We start from the raw sequence: 26,311 nt of genomic DNA, 5'->3' as shown, positions 1-26,311 counted from the left end.
GTTACCGCCTTAGCGGCCGTCGGGGCCATCTTCCCGGCTGTCGTGCCGGGATCACCCACAGGGTTCATTCGGGTGATGCCTTGCGGCCATTTTCTGGTCAGCTAGCCCGGTCGGCGGGAAAGCACGAAGATCGGAGACGTAGCTCGGTGGGTAAACACAGCATGCAGCGGGATTCTCGCTTGCCGAATTCCGTCAAGGGTGCCCTCGTGATGGGCGCGGTGGCCGCGACAACCGGTGCCATGCCGGCGATTCCCGCGATGGCGGCAACCGTCAGCATTCCCGGCCTCGGCAACTTCGATGTTCCTGTTCCGCAGGAATACGAAGCGCCGGTCCAGCAACTGAACCAGCAGATCCAGCAGGCTGTCTCGGCCATGCCGAACACGCAGCTGCCCGGTGCACCGCAGCAGGCGGCGCCCGGCGTGCCCAACTTCGCGCCGAACATGCCCGGCATGTTCAATCCCGCTCCCAGTGCCAGCGATATCGCGCTCGACGCCGCCAAGACCAAGGTCGGCGCGATGTACTCCTGGGGTGCCGCGGGCCCATCCAACTTCGATTGCTCGGGTCTGGTCCAGTGGGCCTACCGGCAGGCCGGCGTCGAACTCCCCCGCACCAGCTTCGAGCAGTCGCACGTCGGCGCTCCGGTGGCCTTCCAGAACCTGCAGCCCGGCGACATCGTCATCACCAACGGTGGTAACCACGTCGGCATCTACGCGGGCGACGGCAAGCTGCTCAACGCCGTCCAGTCCGGCTCGCCCGTCTCCTACACCCCGCTCCGCCCCGGCGACGTCGTCACCGCACGCCGTATCGTTTAAGGGTGACCCCCGCCGATAACGGCATCCGTACGAACGGAAACAAGAGCACTGCGACGCAGGCCCGAGTCGATTCCTGGACTTGGGCCGTGCGCCTGTTCAAAACAAGATCCGCCGCAGCAGCGGCCTGCAGGGGCGGTCACGTCCGTGTCAACGGCGTCGCGGCCAAGCCCGCCCAGCCGGTCAAGCCCGGCGATGAGGTGCGCATCCGCGTCAGCGGCGTCGAACGCATTGTGATCGTGGAACAGATCGTCACCAAGCGCGTCGGTGCCCCGATCGCCGCCCAATGCCTGATCGATCGCAGCCCGCCGCCACCGTCGCGCGAACTCCTCGCCGCCCTGCCGCGCCGCGATCGCGGCTCCGGTCGGCCCACCAAACGCGAACGGCGGGAGACGGATCGGCTCCTCGGCCGCACCGAAGACTGAACGTTTCAGGTCGAAAGCTCGCGCGGCTAGGCGATCCACCGCAGCGGCGGTTGTGAACGCGCCAGCGGGAAGATCACGGCATGGCGGCCAGCTTCGCCGGAATAGCGATGTTCTCGTCAGCCCAGTGGATCGCACAGACCCGGTGATAACCGTCAGCGATCACCATCGGTGCGCCGGTGCGAAAGTCGCCGCGCACCAACAGGATCGGCGACAACGCCTTGCCATTGTGAATCTTGATCAAATCGCGGCGGACGTGCAGGTTCTCCGGTGGCAGCAGCTCGAGCCGCGCGGCACGAAGAATGTCCTTGGCCTTCTTGTGCACGATCGGGGCGGCCCGCAGATCCTCCACCACCGCGCTGACGATCTTCGGTCCCGCCAGCAACTCCAGATAGTCGGCGGCCGCGGGGTAGTCGTGCTCCTCGGGGACGTCTTTCCAGCGCACAGCGATGATCTCGGTTGCCATAGGCCACATCCTCGCGGCCGACCGCCCGGATGGGCGGGATCTCGACGGTGTTTCGGCCGAGCTCAGATCATGGCCACCGGCTCGAGCTGACCGGCGATATAGCGGGCCCTGCACTCACCGCGACGCAGCTTCCCGCTGGTCGTCTTGGGTATGCGTCCAGGCTCGACCAGCATGACGGCACCGGGTATCACCTCGTGCGCGGCGGCGACCTCGGCGCGGATCCGGCGGGCCAGCGCCGAGAGTTCGGCGGGCTCGATGGTCTCGGCGGCGGTCAGTTCGGCGACGATCACCAGATCCTCGCGGCGCCCGTCGTCGTGTCCGAACGCCGTCACATGGCCGGGCCGGATCGCGGCGGCGCAGCTCTCGACCGTCGCCTCGATATCGACCGGAAAGTGATTGCGCCCGTCCACCACGATGACGTCCTTGCGGCGTCCCGCGATGTAGAGCTGACCGTCGAACCAGAAGCCGAGGTCCCCGGTGCGCAGCCAGCGGGCGTCGCTGCCGCGCAGCGTGGCATGGAAGGTCTCGGCGGTGGCGTCGGGTCTGCCGTGGTAGCCGTCGCACACATTGGCGCCCGCGACCCAGATCTCGCCGACCCGGCCGACGGGCAGTTCGACGCAGGACAGCGGGTGCACGATGCGCACGTCCTGACCGATCGGTGCGCCGCAGCCGACCAGCGGCGCACCGCCGAGCGGTGGCGGTGCGGCGGCATGCGGCACCGCACGGCCCTCGGCGAGCGCACCGCGGTCGAAGTGCTGTGCCACCGGCGGTTTTCGCCAGTCACCGATGGTGACGGTCAGTGTCGCTTCCGCCAGGCCGAAGCCGGGCGTGTGCGCCTGATGCCGGAAGCCGTACTCGGCGAACGTCGCGGTGAATTCGGTGAGGGCCTCGGCCCGGATGGGTTCGGAGCCGTTGAGCAGCATGTCGAGGCAGGACAGGTCGAGCCCGGCCCGCTCCTCCGGTGTAGTCGCCGAAACCGCAAGGGCCAAGCCGAAATTAGGTACACCCGTGATCCCCGCACGGTAGTCGCTGACGGCGCGCAGCCACCGGATCGGGCGCTTCACGAACTCCGAGGGTGACATCGTCACACCGAGCACGCCGCAATAGAGCGGCAGCGCCAGGCCGAGGATGAGACCCATGTCGTGGAAGAACGGCAGCCAGGTCAGGATGGGCTTGTCCGGCGAGGGTTCCAGCGCCTGACAGAGTTGTTCCAGTGCCGTCGTCATGTTCGCGTGGGTGACTCGCACGCCGGCGGGCGACTGGGTGGAGCCCGAGGTGTATTGCAGGTAGGCGAGTTCGGCCCGGATCGGATCGATGACCGGTTCGGGCGAATCCGCCGACGGCGCAGTGACATCCGACGGGAGTTCGAGTACCTGGCCGAGCATGGGGCCCAGTACGGACGAACTGGTGGAGTCGCCGTGGGAGAGCAAGGCGAGCGTGGGCCGTGCGTCGGCGAGTACCGCGAGCAGCCGCTCCTTGTTGCGGGTACCGGCCGCCGGGAACAACGGCACCGCAATGCGATTGCTGTACAGGCAGGCGAGAAACGCGACGGCATAGTCGAGTCCGTGCGCGCAGAGGATGGCGACTCGATCGCCCGGTGCGCTGCCGTCCCGGATGCGTTCGGCGAGCTCGCCTGCGGCGGTGTGCAAGCGGGCGTAGGTCATGTCGACGGGCAGCCGCTCGTGTATCCGGTAGCGCAGTTCGGTGCAGGCCACCGTGTCCGGCCGGGACGCGGCCCACTCGGCGATCCGTGCGGCGAGGCTGTTGCAGGCGGTCATGGGGCCTCGCCGAGGTGTGCGTCGACCAGCAGGCCGAGGGTGTCGGGTGGATGGCGTTCGGCCGTGTGGGTGTGCTCGGACGAAGCCGCCATGGGAGCAAGCAGATTCGACAGCCGTGCCGCCATGGGTGCGGTGTCGGCGGACGGGGTGTAGTCGAGCGCCAACAGGTATGACCCGGCGAACCGCAGTGCCTCGCCCAGCAGCGTGGCCGCATTGCGGGTGTCGAAGGCCGCCATGCCCGCCTGCCGCGGCGGTACCGCCGAACCTGTCGCCCACGCACCCCAGCCGATGCTGAGCACGCCCCGCCCCGGATGCGCCAGGGCGAGGGAGTCCATCGCGGCGTTGGCGGCGGCCTCGGCCGCCCGGCCCGGTGCGCCGAGTGCGCCGGTGGCCGAGGAGAACAGCAGAATGAAGTCGGTCGGGTCGGCCGAGGTCAGTCCGATCAGATTGCCTGCCGCGGTCAGCTTGGGTGAAAACACCGCAGCTAGTTGCCCGGGGGTGGTCGCGTCGAAGGTTGTCTCGGCCGCTGTTCCCGCGGCGTGCACGACACCGCGGATGGTCGAGCCGCATTCCCGGATGTCGTTGAGCGCGTTGGCGAGATCGCGTCGATCGGCGGCGTCGCAGCGGACGATGACGATCCGGTCCTCCAGTCCGTCCAGCAGTGCGGGCACCGGACGGGGCGCGCGGGTGAGCACCACCACGTCGCGTGCCCCGGCATCGAGCAGCCAGCGCACCGCGACCGCGCCGACCGCACCCAAACCGCCGGTGACCACGTAGGTGCCGGTGGCGTCGACCGTGGCGGTCGGGGCAGGACGGAGCTGTGCGGGGGCGAAGCGGCGGATGGCGAAAGTACCTGCCCGGAGCCGTACCTCGTCGAGGAGCCGGGTCGAGTCGGCCGGTCCCCGAGCAACGAGTCGACTCAACGGTGCGACGTTCCCGGGATCCGCGTCGGTCCAGACCAGGCGCACCGGAAGGTCGGATTCGAGTTGCAAGGAGCGAACCAGACCCGCGATGGCCGGTGCAGCCGCCAATGCATCGGGATCGGTGCTCAACAGCCCGGACGCGGTCGTTCGTCCGACGGGTTCCGGCAGCACGACCGTCAGGGACGCGGTGCCAGCATCGGCATGCACACGCTGGAGCAGATCGAGTACCCGGCAGGCGGTCGCGGTGGCATTCCGGCCGGGACCGATGGGGTCGGACAGCGTTGCAGACGACGCTGTTTCGGCTGGCCAAACGAGGACGACCGCGGTGTGCGCGCTATCGGCGCGCGACATCGGCAAAGCGGTGATGAAGGGCCTCGCGGCGTCGGGTTCGCGAGCCACCCGCTCGGTGGGCAGGGTGGTCGCCAGTGTGTCGGACAACCGGATAGCCAGTTCCGAATCACCGATTATCAAGGTGCGCGCGGCGATCGGGTGGTCGGGGGCGGAACTCGCTATGCCTAAGAGGTCAGGGTCGCGCGGCTCCCACATCTCCTGGCGGAAGGGCGCCCATCGCTCGTTACCTTGCGTGCAGTCGGAAAGTCTTGCGGTAGTGCTGGGTTCGGCAAACCGGAGATGCACGCCGGACATTGCCAGACACGGCACACCGTGCTGGTCGGTGCCGATGACGTCACCGCTGAATCCGGTGCCGGTGCGCTCGCGGAGCAACGCGTGCGCCTCGAGCACGACCCGATTCGGTTCGGCCGACAGCCAGACGGAGTCGATCCCGATCGACAGCGGGCTCGACCCCGTGGGCATCTCATCGAAGACAATCGCACCGAGCAGATGCAAGCAGCCACTCAACGTTGCGGCACTACGCGTTTCAGCGGCGTCGAACACACCGACCGCCCGGTCGGGACCCGTCGCGATGCCGCGCAGCACGCGGAAACGCGGCCCGTACTCCAGCCGCAGCTCGCGCAGCGCATCGTAGAAGGCGGCCGGCGCGATGACCCGCATGCGGTGCCGCCCAGCCCGGTTGGCATCCACCACCCGCATCCATGCGACGATATCCGCGGGCGTGGGGTCGCCGCCGGGCCGCGCCGATGCCAGCGCTGCGGCCGCCGTGACCTCCGCCCGTACACTTCCCTCGCCGTCCCTGCGATAGCGGACCGTGGGCAGTGCCGCGAGATCGAGCCGCTCGTGCATCACGAAGTCGGTCACCATCGTCGCGGCAGCGGCGCCGGTGCGGGTCACATTCAACAGCCCGAGCAGCCAGAAGGTCGCGGGCACGGTCGGTACGCCGTTGATCACGTGATCCGCGAGATCATTTGGTGCGAAAGCGGATTCGGTCCACGCCGGTGCCGCTGTGTCGGTAGCCAGGGGGAATCGGCGCTTGCGCCACACCCGCCGTGGTGCGGTGCGGAACGGGCCTTGCGCGGACCAGTCGACCGGTCGCCCTTCCAGGTGGAGTCGGGCCAGGCAGGTCAGGAAGGCGCCGGCCTCGTCGGCACGAGTCGCGACCAGGTGAGCGCCGCCATGGAATTCGGGGTACTCCTCGACCGCCGGAAGCAGCGAGGGATGTGGCGCGAGCTCCAGCACCGTCGAGAGCCCGGCCGCGGCGGCCCGCTCCAGCGCGGCGGCGAGATCGACTGTCCGCGCAACGTTCTCGGCCCAGTACTTGCCGTCCAGCACTGCGGTATCGATCAGCTCGCCGCGGCGGGTGGTGGAGTACAGGGGAGTGTGCGGTGCCATCGGTGCCAAGTCGGCGAGCGATTCGACGAACTCCGCAGGGACGGTGGCGAGGCGCGGGTACGCGGCGGACTCGTCGGTGCGCCGCAGCACGGGCAGTTCGCGGCGCTTGGCCCGCCGCACCAGCGTATCGATGTAGCGCGGGGTGCCCGAGACGACCACCGACCGCGGACCGTTGATCGCCGCGACGGTGACCTGTGCGCGCATCGGCTCCACCAGTTTCACCACCTGATGCGACGGTGCGAGCAGCAGGGCTACCGCATCGCTGTCCACCGATTCGGACAGGATCGCGCTGCGCCGCAGCACGACCCGCGCCGCATCCGGCAGCGACAGCGCGCCGCCGACCACGGCCGCGGCGATCTCGCCGAGACCGTGCCCCACGACCGCATCCGGGCGAATACCCCACGTCGCGAGCAATTCCGCCATCGCCAAGTGGAACGCGAAAATCGCGGGATGGGCGAGGGCGCATGAGCCGTTTCCCTTGCTCGCAGCGCCGATGGCGAAGCCGTGCCGTGGCGTCCAGACCCGCGGGCCGCCCGCCGTGACGATCGCGTCGGCGACTCTGGTCAACGCGGCCGCGAATGCGCTGTGCCGGGCGGCGAGTGCCCGTCCCATGGCGAGATGTTGTTCGCCTGGACCGGTGAACAAGAACAACAGTCCGCCCGGCCTTCGAACCGGGGACGGACCGATCACCGCTCTGCTCGGATCGCCGTCTGCGAGTGCGCGTAGCCGATGCACCGCATCGTCGCGATCGTCGGCCAACACGCACGCCCGTATCTGCTCCGGCATTAATCTCGAGGCAACGGAGGCGATTTCGCGCAACGGCTCGGTGCCGGATTCGAATCGGTCGGCGAGCCGGAGCGCCTGTGCGCTCAGTTCGCCGGCGTCGCGCCCGGTGATGGGGATGAGCACGGGAGGATCGTCGCCGCGGACCACCGGGGGTGTCTCGATGCGGCGCAGTACATGCGCGGCCTCGGTATCGAATGTGCCGACGCCCCAGTGGGTTTCGCTCGGCCGCGCAGCGGTCCGGTCGACAGGCGCGGTGGACACCTGTGGACTGCGCGCACCGGCCGTAACCGTGTCGACTCGGTCGTGAACAGACAGTGCCGCCTCGATCAGTCCGATCAGGCCTGCGTCGGCCGTAAGGTGCACGTCATCGGAGGCCGTCGAGCCATTCCGGAGCTGTTCGGTTGACAATGAAATGCCCTGTGCAACAACGGAACCTGATGTCGCAGCGAGCTCCGCGTATATCCGATTGCCTTCGCGCACCGCATGGTCGGTGCGCTGCATGACCACCACGGCGCAGGCGCCGCGGCGTGCCGCACCATCTGCCGGCTCAGCAAGGCAGTCCGGTGCACGGACTCCGTTCTCCGGGCGGTAGTTCGATGTGGGTATCGGCAGATCGACCCCGCCCACGACGGCGAACGGCACCGCCTCGTCGACCAGCAGCCGAACCGCCAAGTCGACGGCTACCAACGACGAACCCACGCTGTCCACCACGAGACTCGGCCCGTGTAGCTGCAGCACCGCGGACAACCGAGCGGCGACGCCGCCGAGCGCGGTGCCGGCGTGCGGTACGTCGAATCCATCCCGGCCCAGCACCGCGCTGTGGTCGTAGCCGAAGAGCACCGCAGCCCCCGAACCTCTGGTGCGATAGCCGACACCGGCGTCATCGATGGCCTCGACCGCGACCTCCATGGCCATCCGCTGCCGCGGATCCAGCAGCGCCGCTGCCTGGTCGGCGATGGCGAACCATTCGTTGTCGAACCACGCGGTGTCGTCCGGATATTCATCGCGCGGCGCGTCCGTTTTCGGACCGGTGGCGTCGCGCCCCCGCAGCAGCCGGATGTCGCCGCCTTCGGCTCCCGGCACGCGGCAACCGATCCCGATGATGGATACCCCGGGCCCCGTCATCGCATCGCGAGATACTCGACCAGCCGGTCTATGTCGGGGTAGTCGTACATCGCGGTGAGCGAAACCTCCACCCCCATCGCGTCCTCGAGGCGTGCCGTCAACCGCGCCAATTGGGTGGAGTTCAGGCCGAGATCGGTGAACGGCGCGTCGGTGCAGACGGCGGTCGCATCGACGCCGAGCAGCTCCGCCACGGCCGTGACCGCCGTGGTGGTGAGCGCCGCACGACTGCGTACCATCGAGCTCCGATCCATCCCGAGACGTACTACCCCCGCAACGGCGGCTCGTCTCGACCGCCCAGGTACCCCCCGCGATTATGCCGAGATATCGCACTGTGGAGAAGAGTCTCTTGCGCGGCATGCGTCGCGAACACCCATCACCTACCGTGGCGAGGTGAGCGAAAACTCCGCACGCCTGGCCGATGGCCGCCCTGGAACCCTCCGCACGCTGGCCCGCTGTTGCGCCGCGCTGGCCGCGACACCCGGTCGGCTGCTCCGCCCGCGGCAGCCCGACACGGCGTTTCTGGCCGGCCTGGCGGACGCGCCCGCCCCGAAGGCCAGCGCGGCGGTCCGGTTGACCGCGCTGCCGCAGGCGACGATGGCCGCGCCCGCCATCATCGTTGCCGAGGGGGTGCGCAGCCTGCGCGAGTTGCCGATGTCGATGGGCGCCTTCCTGATCGAGCATCCGCAGGCCAGATTCCTCGTCGATCCCGCCATCTGCTCCGACGTACACGAGCGCGTCCTGCCCGGTCACCCCTTTCCGGTAGGCAAGCTGGTGTCTCCCGACAAGCCGGTCCTCGGACTGAGCAACGCGCTCGCCGCCCGCGATCTCGCCCCCACCGACATCGACTTCACCCTGGCTACCCACCTGCACTGGGATCATGTCGCGGGCCTGCTCGAACTACCGGACTCGATCGAACTCAGGGTCCCCGCGATGGAATACGACTGGGCGATGCACGGCGACGAGGCTCCGATCGGCGTCATCCGCGAGCCGTTGCGCGGCCAGGCCATCGCGCCGGTGGAACTGGACGGCCCGCCGGTGCTGACCTTCCCACGCAGCCATGATGTATTCGGCGACGGCGCCGTCATCCTCGTCGACCTGGCAGGGCACACTCCCGGCAGCATCGGCGTCCTGCTGGCAGTCGAGGACGGCACCCGAGTCCTGCTCGCCGGCGACGCCGTCTGGAACACCCTGCAGATCAGCCTGATCCGCGAGAAGGCCCCCATGCCCGGCAACCTCTTCGATGCCGACCGCGACGCCGCCTTCCGCACCATCCAACGCCTGCACGCCCTCCCGGCCGGCATCGAGGTCATCGCCAGCCACGACTACGACGCCGTCTTGGCCCGGGCCTGAGCTGAACCTCGCGTCGGGCGTGGATTCGTCGCCGGCATCAATGTGCGCGCAGGGCGATGACGAGGCCGTCCTTCGAGCAGCTGGAGGGAATGGCAGGGTCGGGTTGAGCTTTGCACTGCCAGCCGTCGACGGTTTGGGCTTCGGTGTTGCTGATCGTTGTCACGTATGTCGTTGCCACGGTGATCGCTTCGGTGCAGCCGACGCGGCCCGCCGTGCTGCCGACCGCGATGACGGTGCGGGTGCCACCGCCGGCGTCGGTGACGGGGCCGCAGTTGACGTCCTCGATGATTTCGGCGGAGGGCGTGGTCGGCGCGGTCGAGGACGACGCCAGGGCGGCGGTGGTCGAGGTGGCGTGCGCCGAGTGGTCTTGCTCGCTGTTGCCGCAGCCGGTCGAGCAGACTGCTACTACCGCTAGGGCGGTCGCGGCGAAAACCGCGAGGTGGGTGGATTTCACCGAGCTGGCTCCTGATCCGGTGGGCGGAGCGGCCGAAGCGGCGATGGTCCACCAACATTCGACCGTAGCTGTCATGTTGCCGGAATCATTCAAGCACGGTGCTGTGCCACGAATGTCAGTGCCGGCCGGTCAGATCCAGCGCCTGTGCCGCGGTCAGCGAACCCGCGGTGACGAGCTCGAGATCGGCCAGCGAAGCCTCGTGTGCTGCCACGTCGGCAGCGACCGTGCAGTCGGCCAGCACGTGCACGGTGAAGCCGAGATCGGTGGCGTGCCTTGCCGTTTGCTCCACCGTCAAGTTGGTCGCGACACCGGTGATGAACAGGGTATCGATGCCCTGGCCCGCCAGCCACTCCGGCAATGCGCTGCCCGCCAGCCCGGACAGCTTCTGGTTGTCGAAGACCTCGGCCGCCTGCGCCGCCATCTCGGGAATGAGCCGGCTACCCGGCGAATCCGGCCGGAACTCGGTCTGCGCCGCGCCTACCGAGCGCATGAACCCGGTATTGCGCACCAACTCCCCCTCGCCCACCGGAATGGTGAACCGGGTGAAGACCACCGGGATCTTGCGCGCGGCGGCGGCGTCGTGAAACGCCACCGCACGCGCGACGACCCCGCTGGCCGCCACCGGCTCCGCGAGCATCGGCCCGAAAAACCCGTCGGGCTTGATGACATTCACCTGCCAGTGCAGAGCGAGTACGGCCGCGCGGATCCGAGGGTTCGCCATCCCACGACCATACTCAGCTGCCCGGAATCAGGATGAATAATCTTTGCGCAGTTGGCCTTTCACAACCTTGCCGCTGGCATTGCGCGGTAGTTCCTGGACCAGCACCAGATCCTTGGGATGCTTGTAGCGGGCCAGATTCTCATTGAGGAACGCGGTCAGCTCGTCCAGGGTGAGCTCGTCCTCGGCGCTGTTGAGCGCGACGACGGCGACCGGCACCTCGCCCCACTTCTCGTGCGCCCGGCCGATCACCGCGGCCTCCCGGATCTTGGGGTGGGCGAAGAGCACGTTCTCCACCTCGGCGCAGTAGATGTTCTCGCCGCCGGAGATGATCATGTCCTTCTTGCGGTCCACCACCCAGATGAAGCCCTCCTCGTCCTGGCTGACCAGGTCGCCGGAGTGGAACCAGCCGCCCGCGAACGCCTCCGCCGTCGCTTCGGGCTTGTTCCAGTAGCCCTGCATGAGCGTCGGCCCGCGATAGACGATCTCGCCTACCTCGCCGGGTGCGACATCGTTCATCTCGTCGTCGACGATCCTGGCCTGGATGGTCGGGATGGGCTTGCCGACCGAACCGAGCTTGCGCAGCGCGTCCTTGCCCTCGAGCACGCAGGTGATCGGCGACATCTCGGTCTGACCGAATACCGCCACATTGAAGGCGTTCGGGAAGCACTCGGCCATCGCCTTCAGCACCGTGTCCGAGGCGGGCGCGGCGCCCCAGCTGAGCGCGGTGAGCGCCAGCTTGCGCTCCTTGACCGTCGGCTCGGCACAGATGGCCTGCCACTGGGCGGGCACGCAGAACGCACTGGTCGCCTGCTCCTGCTCGATCGCGTCGAGGAATTCGGTGGGGTCGAACGCGCCGAGCGGATGCAGCACGGTCTTCGCACCGAGCAGGAAACATGGTGCGAGGCTGCCGAGTCCGGCGATGTGGAACAGCGGCGAGGTGCAGAAGCCGATCGAGCTCTGCTCCGTCGCGAGAGCCCGAATGACGGTCAGCGCTTGGGAATTCATGTTCGCGTACGACAGGATCGCACCCTTGGGACTGCCGGTGGTGCCCGAGGTGTACATGATCAGCGACGGGGTGTCTTCGGGAATGTCGAGCGGGGTGTGCGGCGTACCGCCCTCGGCGAGCACGTCGTCGAAGCCGAGCACGCCGTCCGCGGTTGCCCCGCCGATCACGAAACATGTTTCCAGCGTGGCGGATTGCGCCCGCACGGCGGTGGCCAGCGGTTGCAGCACGGTGTCGGTGACGATCGCCTTCGCGCCGCTGTCACTGACGATGTAGGCGACCTCGGGCGGCGTGAGCCGGAAGTTGACCGGGACCGCGATGGCGCCGAGCGCGTTGATGCCGAACACGGCCTCGATGTATTCGGGGTAGTTCAGCGCGAGGATCAGCACCCGATCGCCGAAGCCGACGCCGCGGCGGGCGAGCGCGTCGGCGAACTTCAGCGAACGCTCGTGCAATTGCCGCCAGGTGGTGTCCGCACCTCGGAAGCGCAGCGCGACCGCGTCGGGCCGCATCTGCGCGTGCCCGGCGATCTGGTTGTTCCAGTGGTTGCGCCGCGACCTGAGCGGCTCGTCGAGCGCCTGCGCACCGGTGGTCATGCCACGAACTCCTCTCGGACCGTCACCTGCGTCCGCCGGGGTGGCCGACAACTGTGACGGGCTGAACTGCGAGCAGAATAACAAGTAACTTAGCGCAGCGGCAAGAGATCAAGTAATGAATCGCGGTTAATTCGGCCGACGCACCGCTCTATCCGGAAAATGGCGCTTCAGCAGGTAGTTTCCCTGAACTTCCGCTCGCCGAAGCGGGCGGTCAAAGGCTCAAGCGTGACATCCAGATGCGAATGCTGGCTCACTTATGGGTTGAACCCGAGTGGATCCTCGTGTCACCATTCAGGTCTTCGGGCGAACTGGCACGCCCGCGCGAGGCAGAGGAGAGCGCAATGCTGCGGACCAGGTTCACCGAGACCTTCGGTGTGGAACACCCGATCGTGCAGGGCGGAATGATGTGGGTCGGCCGCGCCGAGCTCGTCGCGGCCGTCGCGAACGCGGGCGGGCTCGGCTTCATCACCGCGCTCACCCAGCCGACGCCGCAGGACCTGCGCCGCGAGATCGCCCGCACCAGAGAGCTGACCGACAAGCCGTTCGGCGTGAACGTCACCATCCTGCCGTCGATCAACCCGCCGCCCTACGCCGAGTACGTGCAGGCGATCATCGACAGCGGCGTCGAGATCGTCGAGACGGCGGGCAGCAATCCGGAACCGTTCCTGCCGTACTACAAGGACGCGGGCATCAAGGTGCTGCACAAATGCACCAGCGTGCGGCACGCGCTGAAGGCGCAGCGGATCGGCGTCGACGGCGTCAGCATCGACGGGTTCGAATGCGCGGGCCACCCCGGCGAGGACGACGTGCCCGGCCTGATCCTGATCCCGGCCGCCGCACGGGTGCTCGACATTCCGATGGTCGCGTCCGGCGGTTTCGCCGACGCCAGCGGCCTGGTCGCCGCCCTCGCCCTCGGTGCGGACGGGGTCAACATGGGCACCCGCTTCCTGTGCACGCAGGAGTCCGCGGTGCACCAGAAGGTCAAGGAGCAGATCGTCGCGCACACCGAACGCGACACCCAACTGATCTTCCGCACCATGCACAACACCGCCCGCGTCGCGGACAACGAGATCAGCCGCAAGGTCGTCGAAATCGAGAAGGCGGGCGGCACCTTCGAAGACGTGCGCGACCTGGTCGCAGGCGCCCGCGGCCGCCGCGTCTTCGAGGAGGGCGACCTCGACGCGGGCATCTGGAGCGCCGGTCAGGTGCAGGGCCTCATTCACGACATCCCCACCTGCGCGGAGCTCATCAGCCGCATGGTCAGCGAGGCCGAAGCCTTGATCACCGCCCGGCTCGCAGGCGTGGTCGCCTGAGGCCCTGCTCAGCCTGATCGGACCCGGCCGGACAGGCCGGGTCCGATCAGTTGCACCAGGCGCCGGTACGCCTCGGTGGGCGAGAGCGGCGGGTCGGCGTCGGCGATCGCGCCGAGGACCCCGACCACGCCCCAAGACAGAAACGTCATGGTCGCGGCGAACTCGGCCTCGTCCATGTCGAGCTGCTCGGCGAGGCGTTCGGCGAGAATCTCGGCGACCATCTCCCGCGTCGTCCGCAGCAGCAACGCACCGCTCTTGCGACCGAGCAGGGCTTGGTACACCTCGGGATTCGCCGCGGCCAGCTGGAACAGCGTGTGCACCGGGGCCAGCGGCGTCGCGGCGTCCGCACCTGTGTCGGCGCCGGGTGCGGTCACGGCGGCCCGCAGGTAGTCGGTGCTGCTCAGCAGCAGCAGGTCGTCCTTGTCGCGGAAGTGCGCGTAGAACGTGGACCGTCCGACATCGGCCCGGTGCAAGATGTCGCGCACCGAGATTCGGTCGTAACCGCGCTCCAGCATGAGTTCGATCAACGCCCGATGCAGCAGGCTTTTGGTCCGCCGTACCCGGCGATCCGTGCTGCCCGTCAGTCTTTTCACTTCCGACGACAATGTGCCTCCCGTACAAATGTCGCGAATCCGTCCCGAATGGAACGGTTTCCGTGGTTTTGCCTCTGGTCGAAGTGGCGGCCCCTCCCGACCATGAACACATGACCAAAAACGCACCCCAGTCTTCCATTCGACAGGGCCACCATGACACCGAAACCGGTGTTCTGCTTACCGAGCCGCGGCGTTACCGCATATTCAAGGCTCTATTTCTACTCGGTCGAGGTAACCGCCTCAACGCCAGGCTGGTCGTCCTCAGTGGTGCGGCCCCCGGCCATGCGGTAGCCGATATCGGTTGCGGGCCAGGTGATCTCGTCCGAGCGCTGGCCGCACGAGTCGGCCCCGACGGTACTGCTGTCGGCATTGATCCGGCCGTGGAAATGATCGAGTTCGCGACCCGGCATTCCCGTGCGGTGCCGAATTGCCGATTCGAACTCGGTGCCGCACAGACGCTACCGCTGCCCGACGCTTCCTGCGACGTGGTCACCTCGACCTTCGCCATGCACCATATCCCGGAGGCGCACCGCGCGGCGGCCGTCGCGCACATGTTCCGGATACTGCGGCCCGGCGGCACGCTACTGCTGGCCGATACCCATCCGACGGGCCGGGTATTGCCCGCCGTGGTCCGGGTAATGGCACGCGCCGCCGCGCGCCGCACGCATGACGAGATCGGCTCGGATCACCACGCGGATCCGTTGGCGGCGGTGGATATTCGCCGCTATCGAGACATGCTGACCACGGCCGGATTCGCCACCGTGACCTTCCACGCCGTCCAGCCTGCGACGGGAGTCCTGCTGGCCACCAAGCCGGCTGAGGTCTAGATCATGTCCTTCGACGCCAGCCAGCGCATGGTGAACCAGCCGCACAGCACCGGCAGCCAGCAGGTGAGCACGCGGTAGAGCAGCACCGAGGGCACCGCGATGTCCAGCGGCACGTTGAAGGCGCCCAGACCACCGATCAGCGCCGCCTCGACGGCGCCGACACCGCCGGGTGTCGGCGCCGCCGAGGCCAGCGTGCCGCCGATCATGGTGACGATGGTGACGGTGATGAAGGTGGTGCCGCCGCCGAAGGCTTCCACGCTGGCCCACAACGCCCCGGCCATGCCGAGGGTGATCGCGGCGCAGCCGAGAATGATCACCGAGAAGCGCTTGGGATCGCGCGCCAGTTGGGCGAGCTCGCCGAGTACCTCCTGCAATTGCGGGCGCACCGAATTATTGAGCCAGCGGCGCAATTTCGGCACGAACATGAAGGTGCCGATGATGCCGACGCCGACACCGGCGATCAGATACAGCACCGTGGCATCGGGCACGAAGTGCGAGAGATCCGCGGAGGTGCCCGCCGCGATGCTGAACACGGCGAGCAGGCACAGGTGGGTGATCACCTGGACCGCCTGCTGCAGCGCCACCGCCGCGGTGGCGCGCACCGTGCCGACGCCACCCTTCTGCAGGAACCGCACGCTGAGCGCGAGTCCACCGACCCTGGCCGGGGTGGTCGTCGCGGCGAAGGTGTTGGCGATCTGCATGATCACCAGGTTCTTCAGGCTCACCGCGCCAGACGCGCAGGCCCACAGTGCCGCCGCCGCACCGATATAGGTGAGGCTGGAGACGGCGAGTCCGAGCAGTGCCCACCACCAGTTGGCCGTCTTGAGCTGGGTGAAGAACGTCGGCACCGCGCTGATGAACGGGTACGCGACGTAGACGAGCCCGATCAGCAGCACCAGCTGGATGATCTGGTTGCGGGTGAACCGGGTGATCTGTTCGGCCTCGATCTTGTCCTGGCCGGTCTGCTTGCGCACCTCGTCGCGCGCGTCGGCCAGCGCGTCCTTCCAGCCGGGCACCGACTTGCGCAACCCGGCGGGCATGGCGGACTTGGCGAGCCGGCTCGCCGCGGCGATGACCGGCTCCTTGCCCAGGGATTCGATGGCCGCGGCGACCGCGGGTTCCTTGCCGAAGATCGCGGTGGTGGACACCAGCAGCTGGGCGATATCGGATTGTTGCTGCTTGTCCGAGGCGCCGTACTCGGCGTTGGCGAAGCCGCCGAACAGCGTGGTGCCGTTGTCGATTCGGATCTCGGTCGGGCGCAGGTCGCCGTGGGAGATCTGGCCATGGTGCAGGGCGCCGAGCGATTTCCAGACCCCGGCCAGCTGCTCGACCGACGCTTCGCTGATCCGGGTGCCCTTGGGCATGGTGTGCGCGTGCAGCATCCAGCCGCGGTCCAGCGCCGCGACGGCGACCGGTGTGCTGCTCGCCAGGCCGAGGTCGCCGACGGCGATAGTCATCAGCGCGCGATGCTCGACGGCGCGGTGCATGGACCCGTGCATCGCCGCGGTTTCGCTGGCGCGGAAGGTGAGCCAGCGCCACAGCTGGCGCAGCGCGCCGAAGCTGCGCTGGTTCTTGCCGTACATCTCGACGACGAGTCCGCGTTCGGGCCCGTCGATGGCGGCGGCCAGCACCAGCGGCCCGCGCCCGGCCGGATGCACCACGGTGAATCTGGTAACCGTGTGCCCGCGTTCGGCCAGCACCCGCACCGCGGCGTCGAGCGGCACCTCCAGCGCGGGCGTGCCGACGACCAGCACGATGACCGCGCCGACCAGCCAGCCGACGGCCAAGCCGAACATCGCCCGTGCGGGGACAACGGTGCTGACCACCAGATGGATCGGCGCGAACGCCAGCAGCAGGAACCACAGGTACCGCCGGGGCCGGTTGGGCAGCCACGGGCTGGACACCGTGAGCACGGCCGCCAGCATCGCGATCCAGCGCGGATCGTCCAGGAATTGGGAGAGGAAGGTGTCGAGCCGATCCGGCACCTGCAGATGCCATTTCGGCGCCGAGAGGCCCGTTCCGGTGATCGAGAGCAGCAGCCCTGCGGTGAGCCCCGCCGCGGCGTAGCCGGCGAGCAGTTTCCACTGCCTGCCGATGATCAATTCGATCAGGATGGCGAACGGCAGCGCCAGAATCGCCATGCCGTAGACGAGATACACCAGATTCGATTGGTCGGGGTTCAAGAATCCGACGATGTTGGATACCGAACGTTCCAGCGCAAGCCATTCCGGCCGGGTGATCACCGAGGCCGCGATGACGATCGCCACCCACGTCGCCGCGAGCACCACGCGAATGATGTCGCTCGTCCGCCGGATCAGCGGTTGTAGGAGGTTGCCCGTTACCGGGATTTCCCGCCCGTCGACTCGCATGAGCTCCTCCGCCTCTCCGCGTCTCTTGCCGGTCGTTCGGTGCGCTCAACGTACCGTCGCGGCCCGGCGGTTCACGGCATGCTGCGTTCTGGGCGTACCCGGCGAGTTACCCGTGTAGTGACGAAATCAGTTGTTTACGTCCGCCGGGGAGAATACACACCGTCGCGTCGCGGCTGCCTCGCCCGAATCGCCGCCGATCCGCGGGCCTGTGCGGTATCTCACGCCGCGCCGGGGTTGAACCTGACATGAGTGTCAGATTCGAGAATCGACGCATGGACAACGAGCTCTACGACTACAGCCCGATCACCGACCGTGCCCCGATTCGCTGGCCGGACGGCGCTCGCGTCGCCTTCTACGTCGGCCTCAACGTCGAGCACTATCAGGTGGATCGACCCTCGACGAGCATCTTTCCCGGGACCGCCGCCCTCGCCCCCGACCCGTTGAACTACGGCTGGCGCGATTACGGCCCTCGGGTGGGCATCTGGCGGTTGACCGAGATCCTGGACCGGCACCGCGTTCGCGCCAGCGTGCTGCTCAATTCCGATGTGGTCGAGCACAATCCACAGATCATCACGGCGGGCCTGGCCAGGGACTGGGCTTGGCTGGCGCACGGGAAGAACAACTCGATCTTCCAGGCCGATATGACGATCGAGCAGGAGCGCGCCTACCTCACCGAGGTGGTCGAGACGATCGAGCGGGGGACCGGGCGCAGGCCGCGCGGCTGGATGGGCCCGGCACTCACCGAGACCTTCAACACCCCTGCGCTGCTGGCCGAACTCGGCCTGAGCTACGTGCTGGACTGGACCAACGACGACCAGCCGTACCGGCTGAACGTGCCCGAGATGCTGAGCGTTCCGTACACGGTCGAGCTGAACGACAACACCCTGTTCCTCGGCAAGGGGACCAGCGGCCCCGACTTCGTGCGGATCGTGCGGGACCAACTCGACCAGCTCTACGCGGAGTCGGCCGACAGTGGCCGGGTAATGGCGCTCGCGCTGCACCCCTTCGTCATCGGGCAGGCGTTCCGGGCCAAGTATCTGGATCAGGCGCTCGAGTACGTGGTGAACCATCCCGGCGTGTGGCCGACCACCACCGACGACATCGCCGCGCACTTCGCGGGCGCGTCACCCCTTGCCGAATCCGCGCGGGCCGAAGACGATCAGGGCAGTTAGGCGTACCCGCGGCCGGACGAGGCCGGGGATCGACTACGTCCGGCTGCTCGCGTTTGGCCGATGTTCAGGAGGCAGGAATGGCTGTGCAGGACCAGGATCTGACAGGGAAGACGGTGGTGGTGACCGGTGCGAGCTCCGGTATCGGCGCCGAGGCGGCGGCCACATTGGCCGCTCGCGGCGCCACCGTCGCGGTGGTCGGCCGGTCACCGGAGCGGACCGCCGAGGTGGCGGCCAAGGCGGGTGCGGAGCCCTTCCTGGCCGACTTCGCCCGGTTCGACGAGGTGCGCAAACTCGCCGACCAGCTGCTCGACCGCTATCCGCGCATCGACGTACTCGCCAACAACGCGGGCGGTTCCTGGCCGAAGCGGACCGCCACCGACGACGGCAACGAGCTGACCTTCCAGGTCAATCACCTGTCCCCGTTCCTGCTGACCAGTCTGCTGCTGGACCGGCTCGTGCAGTCGCGGGCGCGGGTGATCAACACCGCGAGCATGACCTACCGGATGGCGAAGCTGAACCTGGACACCGTCAACGCGACCACCGGGTCGTTCAACCAGATGGGCGCCTACGCGGCGTCGAAGCTGGCGAACATCGTGTTCACCCGGGAACTGGCGCGCCGCACCGCGGGCACCGGCCTGGTCACCGCCGCGTTCCACCCCGGCGCGGTGGCCACCCACGTGTACGACAACGCGCCGCTCGGCCTCGGCATGCTGATCCGGTCCCCGCTGGCCAAGCCGTTCTTCATCAGTCCGAAGAAAGGCTCGGAACCGTTGGTGCACTTGGTAACCACCGCCGACGACATCAACGGGCACTACTTCCACCGGTTCAAGCTGGAGCCGCCGAGCAACAAGCAGGCGGTGGATCAGGCTCTCGCGCAACGGCTGTGGGAGCTGTCCGAGCGGGTCACCGGCGCGTCGCGGTAGCGGTTACTGTTCGGCCTCGGCGAGCTGGGCGGGCGCGCCGTCCGGCTCGCTCGGCTCCGCGCCGATGCCGAACACCCCGCCGGTGAAGCTGCCACCGTCGAGTTCGACGATCGCCTGCGCGACCTGCTCGGTGGGTACCAGTGCGGGAAACGTGGTGGGCGCGATGGCATTCGCGCGCACCCCGAACTCCGCGAACTCGTCGGCGATATTCCGGGTCAGCTGATTGAGCGCCGCCTTCGACGCGGAGTACAGCGTCTGCCCCGGATACACCTCCGAGCCGGAGATGCTGGAGACGTTGACGATGTTCCGGTTCGCCGCGCGATTCTCGGCGCCGGTGTGCAGCCAGCTGCGCTGCGCCAGCCGCGCCGCGAACCGCAGCGGCACCGCGACATTCAAGGTGAAGTGCGGATCGAACTGCTCCAGCGAGGCGTCACCGTCGACGATGCCGCGCGGCTGCAACTGGACGTGCGCGGCATTGTTGACCAGCAGGTCGACCTTGCCGTACCGGGCGAGCGCGAGATCGACCACCCGCTCCACCTCGCCCGGCACGGTGAGATCGGCGCGGACCACGAAGACTCGCGAATTGTTCTCCGGCACCGGCTTTTCCGGCTCCAGCGGGTCGACGAACGACTCCAGCTGCGAGGGCACCGCAGGCGTCCGGGTGCGGCAGACCGCGACGATGTCGTACTCGGTGTAATAGGAGCGACAGAACACGTTGCCGAGCGTGCCGCCCGCGCCCGTGATCAGACAGACCCGGCGTTCACCAGTAGACAATCTTGTCCCCTCCCCAGCGGGCCACCGCGTCGTCCTTGGTCCGGTGCACCCACATCACCACGCTGTTGCGGTCCTTGACGTTGCCGCCTGCGAACGTGTGCCAGGTGCGCGGCGTGACTTCGAACAGGATCAGCGAATTGTCCAGTGGCGGAATCAGCGTCAGGTCCGGCAGCTTCTCGCCATCGGAAAGGTTGTTGTAGAGCGCGGTTTCGCCGCCGTCGCCCGGCTGCCAGTCCGGGTTGCCGAAGTAGAACAGCACGGCCACCGCGCGGATCGACTCGCGGGCGAGCACCCCCGCTTCGCGCTTGCCGGACTTGGTCTCCACCGACTCGGCAGGCAGCCGCACCTCGTCGGGGCCCGGAGCCGCGCCGGGGAACCAGGCGGGATTGAGATCATTGTGCGGCCACCCGTACGGGGCGCCCGGCGCGTGATGATGCACCGACCCCTCGACGTCGCCGGTCGCGGTGACGCCGACGATCCCCGCGACCAGGTCGTGCCAGTCCCTGGAGGCGAACACGTCGAACGCGGTGCCCCGCAGATTGGCCAGGCTGATGCCGTCGGCGCTGTAGTTCGCCGCCACCTGCTGGAACAGGCCGGGGCTTTCGCGACGCACCTGGGCCAGGTCCTCGCTCATCCGCGCGAAGTACTCCGGCACGAACACGTCGCGGGCGTACACATGCGGGAACGGCTCGCTGCGCCGGATCCAGCGCCGATGGGCGAACAGATCCGCGAAGCGCTTCGGGCGCGCCTCGAGTACCGACTCGGTTGTCACATCACTCACTCCCTCCCGGTCGAACCACTCGCGATCATATTGCGCGGTGCACGCAGTCGCCGCTGGTGTGCGTTTTGTGCGCGGGTGGGTGGGCGGTGCGCATCGGTGGGAGTGGTCGGGACAGCGGGAAGGCGCGCGGTCCGATTTCCGGCAACCCCTCGTGTTCCGGAATTCGCGACCGTGCCGGTTGTCAGGCCGGGCCGGTCACCACGCGACCGTGCCGGACTGTTCGACCGGCCGGGCGCCGGAGAACCGTGCGGCGAGGAAAGCGAGGTAGGCGATGAAGCCGACGGAGCCGAGCGGCCTGCTCCGCCGGAAGGTGATCGCCAGTCCCAGTACTACTTCGGTGAGCCCGTTGCGATAGGTCCAGCGGCGGGTGGCGCGGGGAAAGGCACGCGCGGTCAGCGGATCGAAGGCCTGCGGGGCCGTGAAATGTGCCGCGCCGGTACCGGCGAGTCCGAGTCCGAAAGCCCGCGCGCGCAGGCTGTCCGGCTTGCGCGGCGGGAGCGCGACGGGATGCTGCGGCGGACTGCCCGCCGCGAGCGCTCGGCTTGCCTTGCGGCGCTTACGACGGCCGATGATTCTGCCCATGCTTCTCCTCGGTGTTCGCTGGGTACGGATGCTCAGCCAGCGACTGCGGACGATCTCGGCCGACTGGCGGCCGGCTCCCCGCGTAGCTGACACGTAGGTACCCAAACCCTAGCACTGTCTGAGACAGCATGTCTCGGTAGGTGTCATACCCCGCTCGTAGGGGGCAGCCCGGTCTCAGCCGACCGACATCTGGCGATCCGCAGCCTCGGCTCGCTGCTCGCGCACCGTGGCCAAGTCCACCGGCCGGTCCGGGTCGGGATCCTCGAGCGTGCCGAGCGCCTCGGCCAGCATCGGCATCCAGCGCAGGATCTCCTCGCGGTAGGGCCCCTCGGTCTCCAGCTGGCTCAGCACTCCGACCAGCGTGAGCGCGGCCCGCGCGAACGGCGTGAAGTAGGCGGGCATCGTCATCTCGCGCACCACGTTCGACAACCGCGGATTGGTGGTGCGCAGCACCTGCTTGCGCAGCCACGGCGTCGTCATCCGATAGGTCGCGTGCTTGAACGGCTCACTGCACGGTTCGACAACGGCGTAGAGCGCATCGCTGTCGAACGCGCGTCCGAAGGTGACGAAGCCGTGCCGCCGGGTCGCCGCCGCCAGCTGCTCCGGCCCGCCGCCGGTGAAGAAGGCCTTGCAGTAGTCGATCGCCAGTTCCTCGAAACCCTCCGGGGGCCAGGCGCAGCAGGCCCCGAAGTCGACCACGCCGAGCCGTCCGTCGGGCAGCACCCGGAAGTTACCGGGATGCGGATCGGCATAGAGCAGCCCGTGCCGTCCCCAGCCGGAGGTGACGAAACGAACCATGAGCATGCCGACCCGATCGCGCTCGGCCTGCGCACCGGTGGCCACGATCCTGGTGAGCGGGGTGCCCTCGACCCACTCGGTGATCAGCACGTCGCCGCACTGCGCGACCACCTCGGGGACGTAGAAGTCCGGGTCGTCCGCGTAGGCCACGGCGAAGGCGCGCTGATATTCGGCCTCGGCCGCGTAGTCCAGTTCCTCCCGGACGCAGTCGCAGATCGCCTCGGTGACCGCCTTGACGTCGGCGCCGGGCAGGAAGACGGTGGCCAGATGCGAGATCCGGCGCAGCTGCTCCAGATCGCCCTCCACCGCCTGGCGGCCGCCGGGGTACATCACCTTGACCGCGACCGCTCTGCCGTCGTGCCACACGGCGCGGTGCACCTGGCCGAGCGAGGCCGCGGCCGCCCGTCGATCGTCGAATTCCTGGAAGCTGTCGCGCCAGTCCGCACCCATGCTGGCCGCGATGGCCTCGTGCACGGTCCGCGGCAGCATGGCGGGGGCCGCGTCCTGCAGCCGGCTCAGCGCGATCCGATACGGTTCGGCGAGTTCCGGCGGCAGTGCCAGTTCGTAAATCGCAAGCAGCTGACCGAGTTTCGCGGCGCAGCCCTTCAACTCACCGAGCACCTCGAACATGTGCTGGGCGGTGCGCAATTGGATGTCTCGATTGACTTCTTCGGACGATCTGCCGAGGGCGCGTTTACCGACGCCCGCGGCCTGCCGACCGGCGAAGGCCAAGGGCAGTGCGGCGAGCTTCGCATTGCGAACAGCGGTGCGAACTGGGGGTTTGCCGTCGGACCTCGACGCAAAAAGGCGCGAGCGCTTGCTCGCTGAACCCTCGTTTGAACTGTCGCCGCTGCGCCGGATCGCCATGACTCACCTCACACTGTGCGCCGACCAGTGTTACACACGTGCAGTCTGGCACAGTAGGCCTTAGACTGTCTGGGACGTATTCGAACGTAGTCGAAAGGTGACTTCGATGGGATCCCAGACGGTAGTCGCCGACGTTGCCGATGAGTTGGCACGCCGGGTTGCCGCGGGGGAGTATCAGCCGGGGGATCTCATGCCGTCCGTGCGGCAGGTGGCCGAAGAGTTCGACATGAACCGGGCGACCGCGCAGCTGACGCTGGGACGGCTGGAGACGAACGGATTCGTCGAGGCGCGCCGCGGCAAGGGTTTCACCATCCGCGATGTCCGCGAGGCCGGTGGCGTCGATGTGTATCGGCAGCTGTTCCGGTTCTCGATTCCGATGCCCGACGTCGCGACCGAGATGTTCCGCGACATCGTCGATGTCGAGCGCGGCATCGTGATGGAGACGCTGCTCGCCTACACCGGCAGCGAGCAGGCGATCGATCAGGCCGTCCTCAAGGCGGAGATCGACAAGCTGGAAGCCATTGCCCGACAGGATGATCCGGACCTGCGGCAGATTCTGGCCATCGAGGTTGGGCTGGTCCGCAGGCTGCTCACCGCGCTGGGGCTCACCATGCAGCGGGCCATCATGAACTCGGTCGGCGAGATGGTGCTCGAGGTGCCGGAGGCGGTCGAGGCGTTCTTCGCGGGCGCGCCGGATCTGCACGTGCTGGTCTGGCGGGCGCTCGCGGCGGTGTGGGACTCCGGTTCCGGGCCGTCCGACGCGCAGGTCGCGCTGTTCGAGGATCTGTTCGGGATGTACCACGAGCGGGTGATCCTGCGCTTCGACGAGCTGGTCGGCGCGACGGATGGGCAAGTCGACAACGGACACGCGGCGACCGCCTGACGGCGTCTTCCTCGCCGCACAGTCCCGATACCCCTTGCTGTTTCGCGCGGTCCATGCGACTCGTGCGGCCGTATTGCCCCATTGCCTCACTGTCCCAGACAGAATAGGGTAAAGGGCACGCAACGAAGCGAGGGAAACATGGCAGGCAGCAGGCGTAAGGGCTTGGCGCGGTCGGCGAAGTTGGCCGGCCTGCCGATGAGCATCATGGCCCGCCGGGTCACCGCGACCGGGCGCGCGATGATGACCGGCGCATCGCGCGACGAACTCGACGACGAGCTCATCGACAAGGCCGCCGACCAGATGTTTGCTGTGCTCGGCGAACTCAAGGGCGGCGCGATGAAACTCGGCCAGGCGCTGAGCGTGGCCGAGGCCAGCATTCCGCCTCGCTTCGCCGACCGCTACCGCGACGCGCTCACCAAGCTGCAGTCGCAGGCGCCGCCCATGCCGACCAGTTCCGTGCACCGCATGCTCGCCGAACAACTCGGCTCCCGCTGGCGCGAACGCTTCACCGAGTTCGACGACGAGCCGGTCGCCGCGGCCAGCATCGGGCAGGTGCACCGCGCGGTCTGGCGCGACGGGCGCACCGTCGCGGTGAAGGTGCAGTACCCGGGCGCGGACACGGCCCTGATGTCGGACTTGAAGATGCTCCAGATGTTCTCCGGCGCTTTCGGTCTCATGATGCCGGGCGCGGATGCCAAGGCGCTGATCGCGGAGTTCATCGACCGCACCGCCGACGAGCTCGACTACCGGATCGAGGCCGATCACCAGCGGCGTTTCGCCAAGGTCTTCGCCGGTGACCCGGCCTTCCAGGTGCCCAGGGTGATCGCCAGTGCTCCGAAAGTGCTTGTCTCGGAATGGATGCAGGCCACTCCGCTGGCCGCGATCATCGCCGACGGCACCAAGGAACAGCGCGATCGAGCGGGCCGACTGCTCGTCGAATTCTCGCTGTCCTCGCCGGTCCGGGCCGGGTACCTGCATTGCGATCCGCATCCGGGCAACTTCCAGCTGCTCGACGACGGGCGCCTCGGGATCATCGACTTCGGTGCGTCCATCGCACTGCCGGAAGGCATTCCGCCGGTGATCGGGGAATTGGCTCGCTGTGCGGTGCGCGAGGATTACGAACAGTTGGCGATCGTGCTGCGCGACAACGGTTTCGTGCGGCCGGGCCATGCGTTGGAGCTGGGCCCGATCGAGCGGCTGGTCGCGCCGATCGTGGCGCAGATCAGTGGCGAGAGCGTGCACATCAGCCGAGAACTGTTGCAGGGGCACACCGCTCGCGCGCTGGACATGAAGAATGTGTCGCTGGCCAACACCCGGGCGGTCAAGGCGCCCGCCGAGATTCCCGAGCTGGCCATGCTCGGCCGGGTCTTCGCCGGCGTCGTCGGGGTGTGCGCCCAGCTCGACGCGGAAGGACCGTTCGTCGAGCTGGTCGCGCGCTGGCTGCCCGGTTTCGGTGCAGACGGCGCCGCGGCCTGATCGCTCAGAGACGACTGGCGAGCCCGCGCAGACTCCACCGCGCGAACGGCCGCGCCAGCGGGGCGAAGAGCCGATACGGCAGCAGCCAGCCGAGGCGGGGCTGTGCGGCCAGCGTCCAGGTCAGGGTGGTTGCGCCGGAATCCGTTGCGCTGAGCACGTATTCCTCGGCGATCGACTTGACGGCGAACGGCACCGAGGAGGTGGTCGCGGTCAGCGCGAGCCGGTGCCCCTCCTCCCTGGCGACGACCTGCTCCGCTCCGGCGACCAGAAAGCCGTCGAAGACGCGGGTGGCACCGACGCCGCGATCCTGGTCGGGGTAGCGCATGCCGTTGATCAGCGGCAGCCAGGAGAAGAACCCGTTGGTGTGGAGCGCGGCCCAGACACGCTCCGGTGCCGCGTCGTAAGTGTGCGCAGCGGTGACCACGAAGCCCGCTTTGCTCGCCATGAAGCGCTCGAGTTTGTCGGCGCGCGCCGGCGTGAGGGAGCTGCCGCCACCGGCCAGCAGGGCCTTGGCCGAGCGTCGCAACCCGATCAGCACGGCCACTCCGGCGAGACCGAGGACGAGCAAGATGGCGGCGGCAATGATCCAGGGCGTCATGGGGATACTCCTCGTGCTGCTACTGCGGTGATCGACGGTGCGTCCGTCGAGGCGGGGGTCATGCCGAAGTCCGGCGTACTCGTCGGCGGGCCTTCGCGGCGCAATCCCTTGCACCGCTGCGGTGACCGCGCTTGCGAAGTGTACACTGTCTGGGACAGCTGGAATCGATACTTTCG

23 protein-coding genes are annotated in these 26,311 nt (G+C 68.1%); 9 read left to right on the top strand and 14 right to left on the bottom strand.

Annotated features, from left to right (window positions below; translation table 11 throughout):
• Positions 1-179 precede the first annotated feature (179 nt).
• Both DMB37_RS20475 and DMB37_RS20470 read left to right on the top strand, forming a co-directional pair.
• On the top strand, positions 180-812 hold the full coding sequence (locus DMB37_RS20475; RefSeq protein ID WP_370465167.1) for a C40 family peptidase: 633 nt from the start codon (positions 180-182) through the stop codon (positions 810-812).
• A gap of 2 nt (positions 813-814) precedes the next feature.
• The gene (locus tag DMB37_RS20470; RefSeq protein WP_255508294.1) at positions 815-1,234 is read left to right on the top strand and encodes an RNA-binding S4 domain-containing protein; all 420 of its coding nucleotides are present in this window, start codon (positions 815-817) and stop codon (positions 1,232-1,234) included.
• A gap of 73 nt (positions 1,235-1,307) precedes the next feature.
• On the opposite strand, the gene DMB37_RS20465 is transcribed toward DMB37_RS20470, so the two are convergent.
• From DMB37_RS20465 to DMB37_RS20450, 4 genes are all read right to left on the bottom strand, one after another.
• A complete protein-coding gene (locus DMB37_RS20465; RefSeq protein WP_167769148.1) occupies positions 1,308-1,685 on the bottom strand; it encodes a hypothetical protein in 378 nt (125 codons plus the stop codon).
• Between the two features lie 74 nt (positions 1,686-1,759).
• Positions 1,760-3,475 (bottom strand): fatty acyl-AMP ligase, encoded by a 1,716-nt coding sequence (locus DMB37_RS20460; RefSeq protein WP_135234090.1) that lies wholly within the window; start codon positions 3,473-3,475, stop codon positions 1,760-1,762.
• Positions 3,472-8,055 carry an SDR family NAD(P)-dependent oxidoreductase gene (locus DMB37_RS20455; RefSeq protein ID WP_135234089.1) on the bottom strand — a complete coding sequence of 1,528 codons (4,584 nt, stop codon included), beginning with the start codon at positions 8,053-8,055 and terminating at the stop codon, positions 3,472-3,474. The genes DMB37_RS20460 and DMB37_RS20455 overlap by 4 nt, the downstream gene beginning before the upstream one ends.
• Positions 8,052-8,291: an acyl carrier protein gene (locus DMB37_RS20450; RefSeq protein WP_135234088.1), complete on the bottom strand. Its 240-nt coding sequence runs from the start codon at positions 8,289-8,291 to the stop codon at positions 8,052-8,054. The genes DMB37_RS20455 and DMB37_RS20450 overlap by 4 nt, the downstream gene beginning before the upstream one ends.
• 154 nt (positions 8,292-8,445) lie before the next feature.
• Here DMB37_RS20450 and DMB37_RS20445 point away from each other — a divergent pair, with 154 nt between their 5' ends.
• The gene (locus tag DMB37_RS20445) at positions 8,446-9,405 is read left to right on the top strand and encodes an MBL fold metallo-hydrolase (protein WP_240771586.1); all 960 of its coding nucleotides are present in this window, start codon (positions 8,446-8,448) and stop codon (positions 9,403-9,405) included.
• A gap of 37 nt (positions 9,406-9,442) precedes the next feature.
• Here the strand turns inward: DMB37_RS20445 and DMB37_RS20440 are convergent, their stop codons facing one another.
• The 3 genes from DMB37_RS20440 to fadD5 form a co-directional block, all read right to left on the bottom strand.
• A complete protein-coding gene (locus DMB37_RS20440; RefSeq protein WP_135234087.1) occupies positions 9,443-9,859 on the bottom strand; it encodes a hypothetical protein in 417 nt (138 codons plus the stop codon).
• 115 nt (positions 9,860-9,974) lie between these two features.
• Positions 9,975-10,580 carry a cysteine hydrolase gene (locus DMB37_RS20435; protein ID WP_135234086.1) on the bottom strand — a complete coding sequence of 202 codons (606 nt, stop codon included), beginning with the start codon at positions 10,578-10,580 and terminating at the stop codon, positions 9,975-9,977.
• Between the two features lie 27 nt (positions 10,581-10,607).
• Positions 10,608-12,179, bottom strand: coding sequence for a fatty-acid--CoA ligase FadD5 (fadD5, locus tag DMB37_RS20430; protein WP_135234085.1), 1,572 nt, complete (start codon positions 12,177-12,179; stop codon positions 10,608-10,610).
• A gap of 341 nt (positions 12,180-12,520) precedes the next feature.
• Between fadD5 and DMB37_RS20425 the strand changes: the two genes are divergently transcribed.
• Entirely contained in the window at positions 12,521-13,492 is a 972-nt protein-coding gene (locus DMB37_RS20425) for a nitronate monooxygenase family protein (protein WP_135234084.1), read from the top strand.
• 8 nt (positions 13,493-13,500) lie between these two features.
• Here DMB37_RS20425 and DMB37_RS20420 read toward each other — a convergent pair whose 3' ends face one another.
• Positions 13,501-14,085, bottom strand: a complete 585-nt coding sequence (locus DMB37_RS20420) for a TetR/AcrR family transcriptional regulator (RefSeq protein WP_240771585.1) — start codon at positions 14,083-14,085, stop codon at positions 13,501-13,503.
• 110 nt (positions 14,086-14,195) lie between these two features.
• Between DMB37_RS20420 and DMB37_RS20415 the strand changes: the two genes are divergently transcribed.
• Positions 14,196-14,912, top strand: coding sequence for a class I SAM-dependent methyltransferase (locus tag DMB37_RS20415; protein ID WP_135234083.1), 717 nt, complete (start codon positions 14,196-14,198; stop codon positions 14,910-14,912).
• Here the strand turns inward: DMB37_RS20415 and DMB37_RS20410 are convergent.
• Entirely contained in the window at positions 14,909-17,281 is a 2,373-nt protein-coding gene (locus DMB37_RS20410; protein ID WP_135234082.1) for a lysylphosphatidylglycerol synthase transmembrane domain-containing protein, read from the bottom strand. The two genes, DMB37_RS20415 and DMB37_RS20410, sit on opposite strands and share 4 nt — an antisense overlap.
• Before the next feature lie 272 nt (positions 17,282-17,553).
• On the opposite strand from DMB37_RS20410, the gene DMB37_RS20405 reads away from it, so the two are divergent.
• Together DMB37_RS20405 and DMB37_RS20400 are read left to right on the top strand one after the other, a co-directional pair.
• A complete protein-coding gene (locus tag DMB37_RS20405; RefSeq protein ID WP_135237704.1) occupies positions 17,554-18,453 on the top strand; it encodes a polysaccharide deacetylase family protein in 900 nt (299 codons plus the stop codon).
• A gap of 77 nt (positions 18,454-18,530) precedes the next feature.
• Positions 18,531-19,376 carry an SDR family NAD(P)-dependent oxidoreductase gene (locus DMB37_RS20400; RefSeq protein WP_240771584.1) on the top strand — a complete coding sequence of 282 codons (846 nt, stop codon included), beginning with the start codon at positions 18,531-18,533 and terminating at the stop codon, positions 19,374-19,376.
• Between the two features lie 3 nt (positions 19,377-19,379).
• On the opposite strand, the gene DMB37_RS20395 is transcribed toward DMB37_RS20400, so the two are convergent.
• From DMB37_RS20395 to DMB37_RS20380, 4 genes are all read right to left on the bottom strand, one after another.
• Positions 19,380-20,150, bottom strand: coding sequence for an SDR family NAD(P)-dependent oxidoreductase (locus DMB37_RS20395; protein ID WP_240771583.1), 771 nt, complete (start codon positions 20,148-20,150; stop codon positions 19,380-19,382).
• Positions 20,137-20,922, bottom strand: coding sequence for a 2OG-Fe(II) oxygenase family protein (locus DMB37_RS20390; RefSeq protein ID WP_135234081.1), 786 nt, complete (start codon positions 20,920-20,922; stop codon positions 20,137-20,139). Before DMB37_RS20390 ends, DMB37_RS20395 begins: the two co-directional genes overlap by 14 nt.
• Positions 20,923-21,126: 204 nt before the next feature.
• On the bottom strand, positions 21,127-21,513 hold the full coding sequence (locus DMB37_RS20385) for a hypothetical protein (protein ID WP_135234080.1): 387 nt from the start codon (positions 21,511-21,513) through the stop codon (positions 21,127-21,129).
• 174 nt (positions 21,514-21,687) lie between these two features.
• Positions 21,688-23,043: an AarF/ABC1/UbiB kinase family protein gene (locus DMB37_RS20380; protein ID WP_135234079.1), complete on the bottom strand. Its 1,356-nt coding sequence runs from the start codon at positions 23,041-23,043 to the stop codon at positions 21,688-21,690.
• Positions 23,044-23,284: 241 nt separating this feature from the next.
• Here DMB37_RS20380 and DMB37_RS20375 point away from each other — a divergent pair, with 241 nt between their 5' ends.
• Positions 23,285-24,061: a GntR family transcriptional regulator gene (locus DMB37_RS20375; protein WP_135234078.1), complete on the top strand. Its 777-nt coding sequence runs from the start codon at positions 23,285-23,287 to the stop codon at positions 24,059-24,061.
• A 138-nt stretch (positions 24,062-24,199) separates the two neighbouring features.
• Positions 24,200-25,537, top strand: coding sequence for an AarF/ABC1/UbiB kinase family protein (locus DMB37_RS20370; RefSeq protein ID WP_135234077.1), 1,338 nt, complete (start codon positions 24,200-24,202; stop codon positions 25,535-25,537).
• Positions 25,538-25,541: 4 nt separating this feature from the next.
• Here the strand turns inward: DMB37_RS20370 and DMB37_RS20365 are convergent, their stop codons facing one another.
• Positions 25,542-26,135 (bottom strand): SRPBCC family protein, encoded by a 594-nt coding sequence (locus DMB37_RS20365; protein ID WP_135234076.1) that lies wholly within the window; start codon positions 26,133-26,135, stop codon positions 25,542-25,544.
• Between the last annotated feature and the right edge of the window lie 176 nt (positions 26,136-26,311).

The organism is Nocardia sp. CS682, from assembly GCF_004634405.1.
GTDB classification, from domain to species: domain Bacteria; phylum Actinomycetota; class Actinomycetes; order Mycobacteriales; family Mycobacteriaceae; genus Nocardia; species Nocardia ninae.
Note: the sequence above shows the minus strand (reverse complement) of the source record. Positions and strands in the feature narration are given on the sequence as shown.